This is a genomic window from Pseudoalteromonas sp. DL2-H2.2, assembly GCF_021532535.1.
GTDB lineage: Bacteria > Pseudomonadota > Gammaproteobacteria > Enterobacterales > Alteromonadaceae > Pseudoalteromonas > Pseudoalteromonas rubra_A.
This window is the reverse complement of sequence record NZ_JAKGBD010000008.1, coordinates 40,174-56,599: the sequence shown is the minus strand read 5'-3', so window position 1 is coordinate 56,599 and position 16,426 is coordinate 40,174. Positions and strand designations below refer to the sequence as shown.

Annotated in this window: 8 protein-coding genes; 4 read left to right on the top strand and 4 right to left on the bottom strand. The window is 50.1% G+C overall.

Going from position 1 to position 16,426, the window contains the following annotated elements:
• Positions 1 to 21: 21 nt before the first annotated feature.
• Positions 22 to 975 (bottom strand): LysR family transcriptional regulator, encoded by a 954-nt coding sequence (locus L1285_RS14500; RefSeq protein ID WP_235412923.1) that lies wholly within the window; start codon positions 973 to 975, stop codon positions 22 to 24.
• Positions 976 to 1,828: 853 nt separating this feature from the next.
• On the opposite strand from L1285_RS14500, the gene hutH reads away from it, so the two are divergent.
• Positions 1,829 to 3,322 (top strand): histidine ammonia-lyase, encoded by a 1,494-nt coding sequence (gene hutH / locus L1285_RS14495; RefSeq protein WP_046004691.1) that lies wholly within the window; start codon positions 1,829 to 1,831, stop codon positions 3,320 to 3,322.
• 13 nt (positions 3,323 to 3,335) lie between these two features.
• Positions 3,336 to 5,348 carry a urocanate hydratase gene (locus L1285_RS14490; protein ID WP_235412922.1) on the top strand — a complete coding sequence of 671 codons (2,013 nt, stop codon included), beginning with the start codon at positions 3,336 to 3,338 and terminating at the stop codon, positions 5,346 to 5,348.
• Positions 5,349 to 5,614: 266 nt separating this feature from the next.
• Here the strand turns inward: L1285_RS14490 and L1285_RS14485 are convergent, their stop codons facing one another.
• The gene (locus tag L1285_RS14485) at positions 5,615 to 6,841 is read right to left on the bottom strand and encodes an alkaline phosphatase family protein (protein ID WP_235412921.1); all 1,227 of its coding nucleotides are present in this window, start codon (positions 6,839 to 6,841) and stop codon (positions 5,615 to 5,617) included.
• Between the two features lie 156 nt (positions 6,842 to 6,997).
• On the bottom strand, positions 6,998 to 8,038 hold the full coding sequence (locus L1285_RS14480; RefSeq protein ID WP_235412920.1) for a S66 family peptidase: 1,041 nt from the start codon (positions 8,036 to 8,038) through the stop codon (positions 6,998 to 7,000).
• Positions 8,039 to 8,207: 169 nt separating this feature from the next.
• On the opposite strand from L1285_RS14480, the gene L1285_RS14475 reads away from it, so the two are divergent.
• Positions 8,208 to 10,394: a carbohydrate binding family 9 domain-containing protein gene (locus L1285_RS14475; RefSeq protein ID WP_235412919.1), complete on the top strand. Its 2,187-nt coding sequence runs from the start codon at positions 8,208 to 8,210 to the stop codon at positions 10,392 to 10,394.
• A gap of 49 nt (positions 10,395 to 10,443) precedes the next feature.
• Here L1285_RS14475 and L1285_RS14470 read toward each other — a convergent pair whose 3' ends face one another.
• Positions 10,444 to 12,579, bottom strand: a complete 2,136-nt coding sequence (locus L1285_RS14470) for a winged helix-turn-helix domain-containing protein (RefSeq protein WP_235412918.1) — start codon at positions 12,577 to 12,579, stop codon at positions 10,444 to 10,446.
• Between the two features lie 302 nt (positions 12,580 to 12,881).
• On the opposite strand from L1285_RS14470, the gene L1285_RS14465 reads away from it, so the two are divergent.
• Positions 12,882 to 16,376 (top strand): cadherin-like domain-containing protein, encoded by a 3,495-nt coding sequence (locus L1285_RS14465; RefSeq protein WP_235412917.1) that lies wholly within the window; start codon positions 12,882 to 12,884, stop codon positions 16,374 to 16,376.
• Positions 16,377 to 16,426: the final 50 nt, after the last annotated feature.

Below are 16,426 nucleotides of genomic sequence, written 5' to 3'. Positions count from 1 at the left end.
TCACTAGACTCTTTTCTCTCATCATGCCCTATCATGCACCCGCTTTATTTCTTCTATCAGCGCCTCAGCCAATGGTGAGGCGCTGTTGCTTTTTGACGTGATCAGCATCACCGGGATCTGATAGGCGTATTTTTCTGGTTGTATGGCTCTGAATATGCCTTTATCGACCCAGTAGCTGGCATAGTGCTCGGGCAGGTAGCCAATAAACTCACCGGACAATATTAAGTGGGCAATGCCTTCATCGTGATAAGCAATGGCGCTGTTTTGGTAGTTAAGGCCATCGTTGCGTACTTCTTTATCGCGCAGGTAGTTACTGGTGATCACCTCAGCCTCGGCCAGTAATGCCTCTAATTTTGCACTGTCGCTTTCAGCCACATCATCTTCTAGCAGTTCACTTTCTATTAGGTCACTTTCCACCTGATCAAACAAAGGGTGACCCTGCGCGCAATATAAATAGTTGTACTCATTATGCAGCGGATAATAGTCCAGGCCGCGCAGTTGATGGCGGCTCACGCCCAATCCAACCAGAGAGCGGCCGTTTACCACTGAGGTTTCGACCTCACGGGCTTCACACACCTGGATATCAAACTGAATATTGCCACCGCGCGCTTTGAGCGCCGAAATGGCCCGCGCCACGCCGCAACGGGGATCGCTGACCATAGTATCTATGGTGGCAATAGTCACTCTTCCAGAGAGTTCGTTTTTAGAGCTGGCCACAGTACTGGCAAAGGCTTCGCATTGCTGTAACAGCTCCAGGGACGCCTGATAGGTCACCCTGCCCGGCTCAGTCAGCTCAAAGCCGCTGCGCCCGCGTTTACATAATTTCAGGCCCAGCCGCACTTCGAGATCCGACAGGTGCGAACTAATGGTCGAACGGCCGATGTTCAGGCGCGACTCCGCAGCCGACAAGCCGCCACACTCCACAATAGCGACAAAGATCCTCAGTAGTCTTAAATCAACGTCTTGTACCTGCACGCGTATTTACCTCTTTTATTTATGTCTTGTAATGCTCCGGCTTACCGTATTTCTCCAGTCAGATTTACCACCCAAGTTGCCGGTGAGTAGTTCCCGCATCAAGTGCGGGATGACCGGAGTTGGATGCTGAATAACTGGGGTTGAGTGCAGGAGAGCTGGAATTGAGTGCTGAATGACGATGCATAAAAGCACAATAATCAAACTATCCACTTCCTCGCATTTTCACAAAAACCCGGCCTTCTCTCCTGTCATCCCGGCCTTGAGCCGGGATCTACGCCCAGACTATTCGGTCGTCAGATTTAACACCCAGTTGTCGGTTAGTAGTTCCCGCATCAAGTGCGGGATGACCGGAGCGGGTGCTGAATGTCCGGAGTTGGGTGTTGATTGACCGGAGTTGGGTGCAGGAGAGCTGAAATTGAGTGCTGAATGACGAAGCATAAAAGCACACTAATCAAACTATCCACCATCACACCTTTTCACGAAAACCTACCCTTTTCTCGCGTCATCCCGGCCTTGAGCCGGGATCTACGCCCAGACTATTCGGTCGTCAGATTTAACACCCAGGTTGCCGGTTGGTAGTTCCCGCATCAAGTGCGGGATGACCGAGGTTAAACGCACGTTGTTCAACCAAAACGACACCCCTTACTCGCTCGAACTTTTAGTTCGATACTTTTTAGTTCGACACTTTTTAGTTCGATACTTTTAGTTCGGCACTTTTGAGTTCGGCACTTTTAGTTCGATAAAGCCGGAATGAATTACGATAATTATGCATTTATAAAACTACCACAGCAAGTTAGGATTGCGGGATAAAAACACCATCTGCATGTAACAAGATGATATTTAGGAGAATAAAATGACGTTTAGATATGGTATCGATCGTCTGGACCTGGACACAGTCAACGGCATTGCCGACGGCAGCATCAAAGCCGAGCTGTGTCAGGAAGCACTGGATAAAATCAACGCCAGCCGCAGTAACGTGGAAGTGATGGCCGCCTCAGACAAAGCCGTATACGGTATTAACACCGGCTTTGGTCCACTGTGCGACACGCAAATCTCACCAGAAGAAACCAATCTGCTGCAAAAAAACCTGCTTATCACTCATGCTGTTGGGGTTGGCGAGCCAATCGCTAAGCCCATTTCTAAGCTGATGTTGATCACCAAAGTCCATGCGCTGAGTCAGGGCTTCTCAGGTATTCGTCTGGAAACCGTGGAGCGTATGCTGAAGTTTATTGAGCTGGATCTTATTCCTGTGGTGCCGGAGCAAGGCTCAGTGGGTGCATCAGGTGACCTTGCGCCACTGTCTCACTTATTCCTGCCACTGCTTGGCGAAGGTGAATTCTGGCAGGGCGACAAAATTGTACCCGCGGCCGAAGCGCTGAAAGAACATGGCCTGGAGCCAATGGAGCTGCACGCCAAAGAAGGTCTGGCCCTGATCAATGGGACTCAGTTTATCCTCTCGCACGCCATTACCGCGCTGACCAAAATGCGCTATCTTTTGGACTTAGCTGACGTGGCAGGTGCCATGAGTATCGAAGGTATGCAGGGCAGCCAGTCGCCGTTCCGTGAAGAGCTGCACCAAATTCGCGCCTTTGCCGGTAACCTGGAAGTGGCCAAGCGCATGCGCCGTTTATTCAAAGACTCACAAAATATGGCCGACCACGAAGAGTGCGACCGCGTACAGGACCCGTATTCACTGCGCTGTATTCCACAGGTGCATGGTGCGTCTCGTAACGCCTACAACCACCTTAAAGAGCTGGCTGAAATTGAAATGAACTCAGTGACCGACAACCCGATTGTGATCAGCAGCGAAGAAGCCATCTCGGGTGGCAGCTTCCACGGTCAGCCTTTGGCCATGGTACTGGATTACGCCTCAATCGCCGCTGCTGAGCTGGGCAACATTTCAGACCGCCGCTGTTATTTGCTGCTGGAAGGTCTGCACGGCCTGCCGCGCTTATTGACCACTTCTGGCGGTCTGAACTCGGGCATGATGATCCCACAGTACACCACCGCGGCTTTGGTCACTGAGAACAAATCACTGTGCTTCCCGCCCTCGGCAGACAGCGTACCCACCTCTATGGGCCAGGAAGACCATGTGTCTATGGGCAGTATCTCGGGTCGTAAACTGAACCAGATCCTGGGCAACCTGGAGAAAATCTTTGCCATTGAGCTGATGTATGCCGCCCAGGCCATTGAATTCAGACGTCCTAACACTTGCTCAGACCTGATTGAAGAGAACTTTGCGCTGATCCGCAGCAAAGTCGCCAAACTTGAAGAAGACAGACTGCTTAAACCCGACATTGATCACATGGTCGCATTGGTTAAGTCACAAGCATTTACGGTTAACTAAGGGGAAAATAACAATGACCACCAGTATGAGTTTTCAGGACCAAATAAAGCAAGGGATCCCCAGCGAGTTACCAGCGCCTAAGCCTTACCCGGCCGGTGCCAACCGCGCCCCCAAGCGTAAAGACATTTTATCAGCCGACGAAAAGCAACTGGCGCTGCGTAACGCCCTGCGCTATTTCCCGAAAGAATGGCATCAGGAGCTGGCGGCAGAATTTGCCGAGGAGCTGAAAAACTTTGGCCGTATTTATATGTACCGCTTTAAGCCTAACTACGACCTTAAAGCGCGCTCAGTAAGCGATTATCCGGCCAATTGTCAGCAGGCAGCAGCCATTATGCTGATGATCGACAACAACCTGGATCCGGCAGTAGCCCAACACCCGGAAGAGTTGATCACTTACGGCGGTAACGGTGCGGTATTCCAGAACTGGGCACAGTATCTGCTGGCCATGAAGTATCTGAGCGAAATGGAAAGCGACCAGACACTGCACATTTACTCTGGTCACCCGATGGGTTTGTTCCCGTCTAGCGAAGACGCGCCGCGCGTTGTTGTCACCAATGGTATGATGATCCCGAATTACTCAAAGCCTGATGACTGGGAAAAATTCAACGCGCTGGGCGTGACTCAGTACGGCCAGATGACGGCGGGTTCTTTCATGTACATTGGCCCGCAGGGCATTGTTCATGGCACCACCATCACTGTGATGAACGCCTTCCGTAAAGTCCTTGAACAAGGCGACAGCCCGAAAGGCAAGATCTTCCTGACCGCCGGTCTTGGCGGCATGAGTGGCGCACAACCTAAAGCGGGCAACATCGCTAACTGTATTACCGTCTGCGCCGAGGTGAACCCGGCCGCTGCCACTAAACGTCACCAGCAAGGCTGGGTTGATGAGCTGGTAGACAACATGGACGAGCTGGTTGCGCGCGTTAAAACCGCGCAGGCGAACGAAGAAGTGGTATCAATTGCCTACATCGGCAACATTGTCGATGTTTGGGAAACCTTCTACGAGCAGGATATTTTTATTCACCTGGGCTCAGATCAAACCTCGCTGCATAACCCCTGGTCAGGCGGTTACTACCCGGTCGATATCAGTTTTGAAGAGTCTAACCGACTGATCCGCGAAGAGCCTGAGGTCTTCAAAGAAAAAGTGCAGGCTACGCTGAAGCGCCATGCCGATGCGGTGAACAAGCACACGGCCCGTGGCACTTACTTCTTCGATTACGGTAATGCCTTCTTGCTAGAGTCATCCCGTGCCGGTGGCGATGTGATGGCCGAAAATGGCATCGACTTTAAATATCCGTCTTACGTGCAGGATATTCTTGGCCCTATGTGTTTTGACTATGGCTTTGGCCCGTTCCGCTGGGTCTGTGCTTCTGGCAACCCGGCCGATCTGGATAAAACCGACGCCATCGCGGCTGAGGTGTTGAACAAGATCATGGCAGAGTCTCCGGCTGAAATTCAGCAGCAGATGCAGGACAACATCACCTGGATCAAAGATGCCAAGCAAAACAAACTGGTTGTTGGGTCACAGGCGCGTATTCTGTATGCCGACGCACAAGGTCGTATGGAAATTGCCAAGGCCTTTAACGATGCAATCGCACGCGGCGACATTGGCCCTGTAGTACTGGGCCGTGACCACCACGATGTAAGTGGCACAGATTCACCGTTCCGCGAAACCTCCAACATCTATGATGGCAGCCGCTTCACGGCGGACATGGCCATTCACAACGTGATTGGCGACAGCTTCCGTGGCGCAACTTGGGTATCTATCCACAACGGCGGTGGCGTTGGCTGGGGTGAAGTGATCAACGGCGGTTTTGGTATGGTGCTTGATGGCAGCAGCGATGCTGAGCGTCGTCTGAAATCTATGCTGTTGTTCGATGTGAACAATGGTATTGCACGTCGTAGCTGGGCTCGCAACGAAGAAGCCAACTTTGCGATTAAACGCGAAATGGCCCGCACGCCTAAGCTTAAAGTGACACTGCCAAATGGCGTAGACGACGAGATTTTAAATAATCTGTCGCTGTAAGCTTAAGAGCACAGTGGAAAAGGCTGCTCAGGGCAGCCTTTTTTGTGGACAATCCGCTCATTGTGCGACCGTTCACGCACAGTAAAAACGACCATTAAACCATTGTTTCTATTAAACATTCATTTATTACCCACAGATTTTGTGACTATCTTGTGAGTAACTCAGGAATAATTCAGAAAACCAATCGTTCATTTGTGTTCACTGTGCCATCTGCCCTGCAAATGCCTGGCCTGCATCACTAAACCATTGCCCCGCCCTATACGGGATTAATGTCGAAGCGCCGGCAATAAAGACGCGCCCGTACCGTCGATATCAGACAGCAAGTCAAGGCCCAGGATCTGCGCCACGACCGGGTAAATATCGAGGTTCTTCACCGGGCCAATTTCTACGCCTTGTTTAAACGCGGGCCCGACAGCGACAAAGGTGGCGTGCATATCGGGTGTGACTGCAAAGCCATGGGTGCCGTAGTGCTTATCTTTGTCATCATAGGCAAAATAGCGCGGCGCCTGCGTTTCAATCACTATGTCGGCAGTCGTTGAATTGATGGTTACGCCACGGCTTTTCAGGGTTGCTTCACTGGTAATATGGTAGCGACCACGGGCATTGCGCATCAGCTGAGCACGCACCTCATCGAGGTCTAACGTTGCCTTTGGCTTTTTGTACAACCAAACCTGGGTACCGCTGTTTTTAACGACGAAGTCACTGAGATCGACGCTTAAGTCCGACAACTGCAAACGCTGCTCCGGGTCGAGCTGCGCCATGCCATGATCCGACACTATGATCAGGTTTACATCCTGTTCAACCTCGCGCTGAATGCGTCTTGCAAGCTGGCCAATCAGTTTGTCTACCTTTTGCACCGCCTGATAGGTTTGCTGTGCATCCGGGCCAAAGTCGTGTCCCATGGTATCCACCAGTGAAAAATACCCGGCAACAAAGCGGGGGCGCGTTTGTGCAGGCAGCTTAAGCCACTGCACTATCTGGTCAATGCGTTGCTGGTAGTCACTGTGCTTTGAGTAGTGGTAAAAATAGCTGGGTGTCATGCCATTAATGCGGGCATCCGATTCGGGCCAGAAATAGGTTGCGGCCTTTAAGCCTTGCATTTCTGCCAGGTTCCAAAGCGGGATCCCCTTAAGCCAGGAGCTGTCGTCCTGACCGCGGCCCATTTTGTAACACTGATCGCGCGCGCTGTCGCAAAAATGATTACCAACAATACCATGATTGGACGGCAGCAATCCGGTAATAATAGAAAGGTGATTGGGAAAAGTTTTGGTTGGGTAAACAGGCTCCAGGTATTCGGCCCGAACACCCTGTGCGGCGATAGAAGCCAGGTTTTTAGCCTTGTGCTTTTCGATGTAATCCCAGCGAAAGCCATCGAGCGAGATGATCACCACACTTTGCTCAGCACGCTGCTTATTTGCAGCTTGCTTTGCCTGAGTTAATGTCGGGATCAGAGAAATAAAAAAGAATAAAACCAGTAATACGCGATTGATCATAATGCCCTTGCGTTCCTAAAACGATAAACCAGCGCAGGCACTGTAAAACCAAAAGATGAATAAAATGAAGGACCTTTTACCGAACCAGGGGCGTTTTACGACCAGTAACAGATTTTCGGGACGAGCAACGCCCGTCCCTTGCAAGCAGATAGCAGGCTAACGTAAGTGCTGGACCAACGTCCACTGCTCGCCACAAAGTGAAACTTCCGCAAGCGCCCCGTTTATTACCACCAGATTGGGGGCAATATGTGAAATATCGACACCCGTGACGATGGGGACTGACAGGTCGCCCAGTGCCATTTTCACCGCAGTTTCTCCATCAAAAGCTTTACCGGCCTTGCCGGATACCGCATTGCGACCAATCAGAATGCCGGCGGCATGCTCAAACGCACCGCGTAATTTAAAACTCTGCAACGCCCGGTAGTAAGCTGTCGGAGACTGCTCGGCGTTTTCAAAGTAAAAAATAAGCTTATCGTCCGGGTGCCTGTTGAGCAGCGACTGGGGATCAAAATACTCAGAGCCATACATCAGCATATGCGTATCCAGACAACCGCCAATCAGCCTGCCCTGAAAAGACACCGGTTTTTTACTGCTAGCATCGTCCCCCAGCAACTGCCAGCCGCCTGGTTCAGTGAGGTTAAATACGGCATGACTGTCCTTGGCATAGTTACTGAAGCCATGCTCAAAAAACGGCGCGTTGTGCTGAGTAAAGGCTTCACCTGTTGGCGTCTGCAAATGCGCAAAAGTATTGGCTGTTAAAGGATCGCTTTGTGCCAGCGACAACTGCATCAGGTTAGTACAATGCGCGCTTGCCCAGCCGAGCTTGCTGGTAAACGCGCTCAGCACTGTGCTGATATCGGAAAAGCCCATCAGCCATTTTGGTCGCACCTGCTTTAATGCTTGCCAGTCCAGCAAAGGTAACAAATCCATGGCAATTTCTCCGCCCCAGGGCGCCATGATGGCATCCACCTGATCGTCGAGCAAAAATCGCATCAGTTCATCGGCTCGCTGCGCTGCAGGCGCACTGACATGCAACTGGTCTTCACGCAAACAACGACCTTCGAGTACATTAAACCCACGCCGAGCCAGGTCGCCAAGCACCAGCTCAAGGCGTGCGTGCAGGGGCGATGCAACACCGCTGGAGAATGCAGTTACCGCAATGGTACTGCCAGAGGTTAAAGGGGCTGGATAGTGCATAAGCGGTCCTTTTTACATACTAAAAATTTAAAACCAGTTTATTCATTAAGTTAGGCAGGTATTAGTCACATAATTTCCTCACTTTGTCACCTCATTTCGCGCCTTTCTCACGCTTTTTATTTTCGCAGCAACAACAATGGAGCCAGCTTTTTACGAAACGGATAAAACAATGAATAAGTTGAACGCACTAAGCTTAGCACTATGCACCCTTTACACGACTTGCAGCGCAGCGCAGCAAACATCAGAACCCATTCGACCCTGGCAGCAGTTTACCCAGAGCGACACCGCTATCCCCCGGCTTGCTACAGCCCCGAACATAGACGGTGAACTTGCGCCTGATGAATGGACCAACGCCCGTGTGATCACCGAGTTTGTTGAATTCCGGCCAACCGTGGGTGGTACGCCCAGATACCCAATCACCGCCTATGTGGCCTACGATGAACACTTTTTTTATGTAGCCGCCAAAATCACTCAGCCTGCTAACACCATAGTGGACCGGGTACTCACTCAGGGCGAGCGGATTTGGAATGAAGACTATTTTGGCCTGATCCTGGATACCAATCATGATAAATCCGATGGCTACTTATTTCATGTTACCCCCTCTGGCGTGCGCGAAGATGGCCTGGTGAATGGTACGGAATATATCGCCGAATGGAAAACCATGTGGTATGCCAAAACACAGCAACAGCAAGATGGCTGGACAGTGGAAATTGCCATCCCCATGCAGTCTTTATCCTTTGACCCGGATGCCCCAAACTGGGGGTTGCAATTACGCCACAAGCTCTCCAGCCCCTACGTGCAGTCTTACTGGAATCTTAACAACCCCAACTCAGCAGGCTGGCATGCATCACAAACTGCGCCCATTTCCGGGCTTGGCGAGTTGGACCAGGGGTTGGGAGTTGAAGTTAAGCCAGGACTGGCCTACAAAGATACGCTCGACGAGAGCAGCTTTGAGCCTTCCCTTGACGCCACCTACCGATTTACACCCAGCCTGACGGGTCAGCTCACTCTGAATACGGACTTCTCCGGGACAGATGTCGACGAAATCGAAATGAACATGACCCGGTTTGGTCAGTACTACAGCGAAAAGCGTGACTTCTTTTTACAGGACAGTCAGATCTTCCGCTTTGGCGGCATGGATGATGATGATTATAACGGCATGCCCTTTTATTCGCGACGTATTGGTCAGGGGCCACAATCGGGCGTTCTGGATGTTAACTGGGGGACCAAGTTAACGGGTCGTGTGGGTAATACCGACTTAGGCATATTAAGCGTCAATCAGGAACAAGATGGCAATAGTGACGAAACCACTCAGCTCAGTGTCGCCAGAGCCAAACAGCATATTGGCGAGCGTCACCAGCTCGGTGCCATACTCACCCATGGCAGCGCCGATGACAGTGCCAGTCATGCCCTGACTGGGGTTGATTATCGCTTTGACGATTTATTATTTGGTGAAGAGCAATTGATTGCTAACGCCTTTTATCAGTCCATTGACGTGCCAGACGACACACCCGACAGTGACAGCAAGTCTTATGGTCTGGCGTTTTTGCTGCCCAATGATAAGTTTTACCTGAATGCCAAATATCGCTATATCGGCAAGGACTTTAACCCGGCGCTGGGCTTTGTGAATCGCACCGACCTGAAATACTACCACCTCACCAGCCATTACCGGGTTCGTCCGCAAACAGGCTGGCTCGGAGATAATCTTAACCTCTACCAGGTCAGAGCCTATTATAAACGTTGGGAAAGTACCGAAGGCGAAAAGAAAGGCCAGCAACTGTTCTTACAACCTTTAGTCATACAAACCCGGTCTAATGACTACTTCCACATCAGTTATGATATGTATAATAAAGTGCTCAAAGATCCGTTTAAATTCCGCGATAATATTGCGTTTGCCACAGGCGAGTATGATTATAATCAGTGGAACTTGTACTATGAAAGCGCCAGTGATCGACCTGTTTTCGTCAGCGGCCGGGTTGTTAAAGGCGACTTTTTTGATGCTGATTTAGAGCGCCTCAGCTTGACCATAAATACGCGTCCAAACAAGCACTTGTATGTGCAGCTTGGACGTCATATGTACTATTACGAGCGCGCGGGCGAGAAAAGCAACATGTATAATACCCGTTTGAAAGTGAATATTGCTTTCAACAGCGAATGGTCGTGGAATTCCCTGTTTCAACATAACACCCAGTCTGACAGTTTCTCGTTGTTTAGCCGCTTGCGCTATGAACCCGCACCGGATGAGCTCTATCAGCTGAGTATTAATAAAGGATACGACTTAGAGGATGGCTGGCATGACAAACAAGCGCGATTCAGTGAGACCGCCGTGAAGCTCAATTACACCTATCGGTGGTGATAATACATAATATAAAGCGCGTTGCACTACTGAGGCAACGCGCTACCAGTTACCTCGCAACGGTGCTGTAAACGTCGCTTCGAAACGCCGCTTTACGACCATAGATCACCTGTCCGTCACGGACATCAAACCCCATATATGCCCCTATGTCCTGACGCGACAGCGGCTGTAACCCCTCATCACTCAGGTTGTAGCGCACCAGTTCATGCCATTCCTTTGTCATCAGATAGACCTTGCCATTTTCCAGCTCCAGGCTTGAAAACGCCTCCAGTTGTCCGATTTTTTCTCCTGCAGAGCGCTCTATGCCATTTAAAATACTGGCAAAAGGAAAACGATAGAGCATATGTTCTTTGTCGGTCAGATAAACGTACTGTGGCGTTGTCGGGTCTGTTAGTGCAATCATCCAATCCTGTGGCAACTGCGCCACCAGCTGCATCTGACGATTGTAGATTTGCACCCGCTTTTGCTCATTCTGTTTCACGGAGAGCGCGAATAAACTGTTACTCAGCCAACTTTGCTGATAGATATAACCATCAAAGTACAAGGTATTGCCCTGCTGCGCTTCATTGGTTGGGATCAGCCACATGGCGTGATTATCGTGATTGATCAGCAACAGTTCATCGTCGGGTGACAACGTCATATCCCTGAGGCGCACATGTTCAGGGAGCGCTGAAAGCGGCCTGGCCTGCTCCTGTGGGCGCTGATAATACACCTGAGAGCTGCCGGAGCGATCAGAAATAAAATATACGCCCAGGTCTGTGTGTGCTAGGCGTGGAGAGCGGTCCAGCCCGTTGCTGTTGTCCAGCACAAATCCGGTTTCCAGCCACTGAAGTTCAATGTTTTTGTCATAGGTGGTAAAAATATAATCCACGCCATTGCTGTGACGGGCAATATTACAGCAGATTTTGTCGCTAAGACTGCTCAGTAAGGTCGGCTCGCTCTCAGTAAATGTCTGATGATACATTTGAGTACGCGGACTGGAAGATGAGAAAACAACCCCCTGATGGTCATGGTCCCAGATAGCGCCGTGCATTAATCCGGTCAGCGACAGCTGCAAGACTTGTTGTGCCGACTCGCTCTCGTAGCTGAGCACCCGGCTGTTACCATCATTGGTGTGTGCCGTCAGCAACAATTGGGCCGTATCGGGATGAGCATCAAGATAGGCCAATCGCCAGCTTGGTTCCAAATTGGTCGGTAATTTTTTGATTTGGGAGGTAAAACTGAGCGCATACAACTCATTTTTATGCTCAAAACGTCGTTCATGGGCCAGCGCATATATGGTATCTGCACCGGCAACATAGATGCTGTCGTGATAAATTAGGTCGCAGTTATATAATGCCTCGGAGGGCGGCGAAAGTTGTTGGCCAGCAATGTCTAATCTGGCTTTAAACCAGCCACACTGCTCCTTGTAGTAGCCTTTAAAAACCAGGTACTCGCCCTGGCTACCCAATAATTGTTGCAGGTGGTAATCGGGCGCCTCAATCGGCTTTGGTAACGCGCTACCGACACTTGCATAATCAGCCACCCACAAGCGACGACCCTGCGTTGCTGTCACGTTCAAAAATGCAACATGGGCTTGCTCTGCCAGCACAACAGGAAACAATTTGCCGCCGCTGACACGGCTCAGCGCCCGGCTTTCGCCATACTGTGCCTTGGGCGTATTAACATGTTGCCAGATAAAGCTACCCAAAAGCCCAACAAACAGGATAACACCCAAGCGTAAATACCATCCGGGCAAGCGCTGTTGCGCTGTGGGTTGCATGGCTGACGGCGTATTGTCATCAGCCCCAATATTGATGGGCGCAATAAAGCGGTAGCCCTGTTTGGGCACGGTTTGTATGTACTGCGGCGACTTAGGGTCATCGCAAAATGCCTTTCTCAGATTCGCCACCAGCTTATTAATGGCATTATCCGTTACTATGGAGCCCTGCCAGATGGCATCTTGTAATTCATCCCGACCGATAATGCGATTGGGGTTATCAACCAGGAATGTCAGCAATGACAGCAGCCGAGGATCCAATGTGATGCTGCGCTCATCCTTAATAAGTTCATTGGTTTGATGGTAGAGGCGAAATTCGCCAATTTGAATAAAATCCATGGACTTCTCGTCTATCCCCTGCGGCTCCACCTTACCTGATGTGAGGCCAGCAAATTCGCGTTCGTTATTGTTATTGTGGTATTGCATCTGCGTGCTCACGCCTGCAAAAGACGTAATGACGAAGCAAGGTATGCCCTAGTCTATGATCATCTCAAGGCTTTGCAACCCACCAATTGAAGAACATTGCAAAAATTGACTACAGCTGAGCAAAAAGCGTGCAGCAGTCAGGGCCGTTAAGCGCAAACTAAGCCAATGTGCTGCTGCACATGTGTTGCTGAATTTAAGCTGAATTAGCATTCACTTTTCTGACTTATAAACTATGCTTACCCTACTCATTTTACAACCAAAGGAAGGGCGAGTTTATTTCGCTAAATCGAACAGGTGTGTTTATGAAAAATCTAAAATTATTGCTGGCGGCTTCTTGCCTGACAGCCATACTGGCTGGATGTGGAGGCTCCTCAGACAGTGGATCTTCCCCCAGCCCCAATCCGAACCCGAATCCAGATCCAGCCCCAAATAATCAGGCGCCTACAGTTAGCATTACCGGCGACAGTGAAGCACTGGAGGGCACCGCGGTATCACTCAAGGCCAGCGCAACTGACAGCGATGGTCAGGTTGTCAGCTACAGCTGGAGTGTCAGTACAGGGCCATCGGTCACCCTCAGCAACAGCACAACCAGTGATGTGAGCTTTACAACGCCGGATGTCACTGAAGATACTGCCATGATACTGGCCGTGACTGTAACCGATGACGATGGTGCAACGGCCACAGCAACGAAAAACTTCACCGTAAAACGCTTAGTCAGATCCGTCACCCTAACCGGCATTGTCACCGACGCACCGGTAGCAAATGCATCACTGATGGTGTACGTAGGCGATGAAACCTTCCCGGCGACGGCCGGCAATGACGGCACCTACACCGTTCAATTGGATATCGATGATTCGGCGGTAAACCAGCTGATCCGCATCAAAGCGAATGGCGGTACAAACCAGCAGAATGTTGAGTTTTACTCCCAACTGGAAAGCTTTGCTTCTGTCGCCACTCAGGCCGGAGAGGACGGCATAGTCAATAGCAGCGAAAACTTTGGCGTAAACATTACCAATGTAACCACCGCTGAATATGCGCTCGTTACCCGCGCTGTCGGCGGTGTACCACAAACCACCAGCGAGCTGAACAATGCCCTGGTAGGGGTTGATGGCGATGAAAAACTCACTTTGTCTGCGCTGATAAAACTGGTTGTCGATGGCAGCGGCGACACTAAGTTTTCTTTGCCCGCAGGCGTCAACAATACCTTTGAACTGGTTTCGAGCCAAAGCGCCGTCAATGAACTGACCAATACCATCAACGACTCTGACCCCACTTTAATTGATAAAACCAAAGAAGAAATCAAGCAGGATGACAAGCTGGTTGATAACGGCGAAGGCTCTATTGTTGGTGACTACCTGATTGGCTCAACGCGCTGGTTCCGTAGCCCCTTTACAGAAATGACATTAAATGAAGATGGCACAGGTACTTTCACCAGTCACACCAGTGGTGCCATTACCTGGACACAGGCCACTAACGGCGCAGTCAGTATTGTTTTTGGCGATGGTATTTTCTCGCAAAGACACAGCTGCAAAAATGCTGAGGGCATGAACTATACCTGCTACTCGCGGTATAAAACAGCAAGCTTCACCATTTACGACGACAATGACTTTGCCAAAGCAATCAGCCTGACCGTTGTGCGTGACGAAATCAAAGCCGATGACGATACTGTGCTCAATGCAGATGTCATCGACACCGAAGATCTCACTATGGTGGTACGTAACAATACAATCACCCCGACTGCCGAACAAATGCCTGGGACCTGGCATTTTGATCAAATGTATTATCTGATGGCCGGTCAAACCGGTGAAGAATATTATCGCCCTCAGGCTGGTAAAATGGTGTTCAATCAAGGCGGCACCGGCAAATCTACCCTCCCCGACGGCACCGAACGTGATTTCAGCTGGCAAATCAGTGGCAATAATCTGGTTGTGATGTTGGCCAAAACCGACACACTGGAAGCAAGAACGCTCACTTACTGGCTGCTGAAGACATTGCAAGGTGGCTTCCAGTTCTGGGCAATCACCGATGATGCCGTTGCAACGGAACCTGATAAAAAGGCATCAATGACCCATCGCCATCGCAAGGGGATCATGATGCCTGAGCAGGCTATCACCCTGAATGATACCCTGGCCCAGGGGCGCTTTATTCTGTACTCTGGTGCAAATCTGCCGCAAAACTATTTCTTTGATAACTATGTTAATGGCGTTAGTTATAACCGGCTGAACAAATACATAGAAGCCTGGGAGATTGACAACCGCACCTTATCAGTCAATAGCTATTTGGACAGCATGAATAACCGCAATGTATACCAGTGCCCTGAAGGGGCAACGCCCGAAAGCTGTTCAGTGAATAACAGCACTAGTTATCAGGTTCTATCCATGGATAACAACAGCTGGTATGTGCGCTACAGCTTTACTAATGCCAATGAGCAAGACCCGGGTTCCAGCTATATAGCTAAATACATGAAAACCGACACGACCTTAACCCAGTTTGATTATATGTGGATGGACAATCGTACTTTCCATATCCTCAACGACAACAGGCAGACTGAGCAAAAGTACTACTTCCTGAATTACAGCGACTATGACACCTTTACTCGGGTTATCCGCGACACTAACTTCAGCGAAATTGGCACATTCTCTGTTAAATCCGGCAAGCTGCATTCTGATGAATCTGGCTCAGTGACAGTAAGTGATTTCAAAGGCTTTGATCGCGACTATATCAAGGTTTGTAACTACCCGCTGGATACTAACTGTGACCAAGGTATGGAAGAAACTTACTATCTTAATGAGCAAGCAGCCAATAAAGCAGCAATGGTAACCCCCCCTGTGCCAGCCTACACGACTACACCACTCAACGGTGCCTGGTACGACCCAGCTGAGCCCAACTTTGTTGTTGTGATCCGCGATGGTAAATGGGTACATATGGAAATCAAGTCCGATGATGATCCAGAAGGGAAAGCAGGACTGGAAGTAGGCTACGCCAGCTGGAATCAAGAAACTGGCGAGTTTATGGTTGATCTGACATTTGATTCTAACGGTGTATACGGTTTTGACTCCGCACTCAAACACACACTGATGGTTGATGGCAACACACTGACCATAGATGTCGAGGGCGAGGACACCTTTACCATGAGCCGACTGACTGATGCAGATAATCCATTGATTGGTGGCTTTGTAGAATACCCGCTGAATCAAGGCCGAATTTGGGTGACCGCCTTCCTGCCTGGGAACAAGTTTTTTGAAGCCGACTTTGAAAGTGAAGATCCAAGTATGGCTGGCATTAACTACGGTAGCTATACCTATGACGCCAGTACTGGGCAAACTGAATTAACCTTTGAGTTGAATCAGCTCGCAGACAGTGACACGCGATTCGCCATGTTCCTGAACGGCGATGTGATCCAATGGAAAGACGGTAATGACCTGGGCATAGTACAGCGTGTTAAACCTATGTCTGGTCAACCTATGTTTGATAGCCACACTCTGATGTATGAGCGCTATGCACTTATTAATGGTGATCAGACTATGTATGTGGAGTTCCATAGCGGGAACTTAGCAGAGATGGTCACTGAGGGTAAAACTCGTGCCTTCACCTGGTCAGTGAATCAGGGACAACTGATGCTAATGGCAAACACCCCAGCTTCAGGGCTGAGTGCTGAAGGTTATGTCATTTCACCCAGCTCTATGCTCGATGATGGCTGGAAAGTGTCAGTGCTGAAAATGATGGAACCGGACCCTGCCACTGAAAACGACCCAACCAGCTCATATATGCGATTTGATGCAGATATGCGCCGCTAAGTAGTAATCATGCGCGATCCCTTCACACCTGAAGGGATCGCCATTTCCCC

Coding starts and splice junctions, on each gene's coding strand:
- hutH (WP_046004691.1), top strand. CDS start 1,829: ATGACGTTTAGATATGGTATCGATCGTCTGGACCTGGACACAGTCAAC.
- L1285_RS14490 (WP_235412922.1), top strand. CDS start 3,336: ATGACCACCAGTATGAGTTTTCAGGACCAAATAAAGCAAGGGATCCCC.
- L1285_RS14485 (WP_235412921.1), bottom strand. CDS start 6,841: ATGATCAATCGCGTATTACTGGTTTTATTCTTTTTTATTTCTCTGATC.
- L1285_RS14480 (WP_235412920.1), bottom strand. CDS start 8,038: ATGCACTATCCAGCCCCTTTAACCTCTGGCAGTACCATTGCGGTAACT.
- L1285_RS14475 (WP_235412919.1), top strand. CDS start 8,208: ATGAATAAGTTGAACGCACTAAGCTTAGCACTATGCACCCTTTACACG.
- L1285_RS14470 (WP_235412918.1), bottom strand. CDS start 12,579: ATGCAATACCACAATAACAATAACGAACGCGAATTTGCTGGCCTCACA.
- L1285_RS14465 (WP_235412917.1), top strand. CDS start 12,882: ATGAAAAATCTAAAATTATTGCTGGCGGCTTCTTGCCTGACAGCCATA.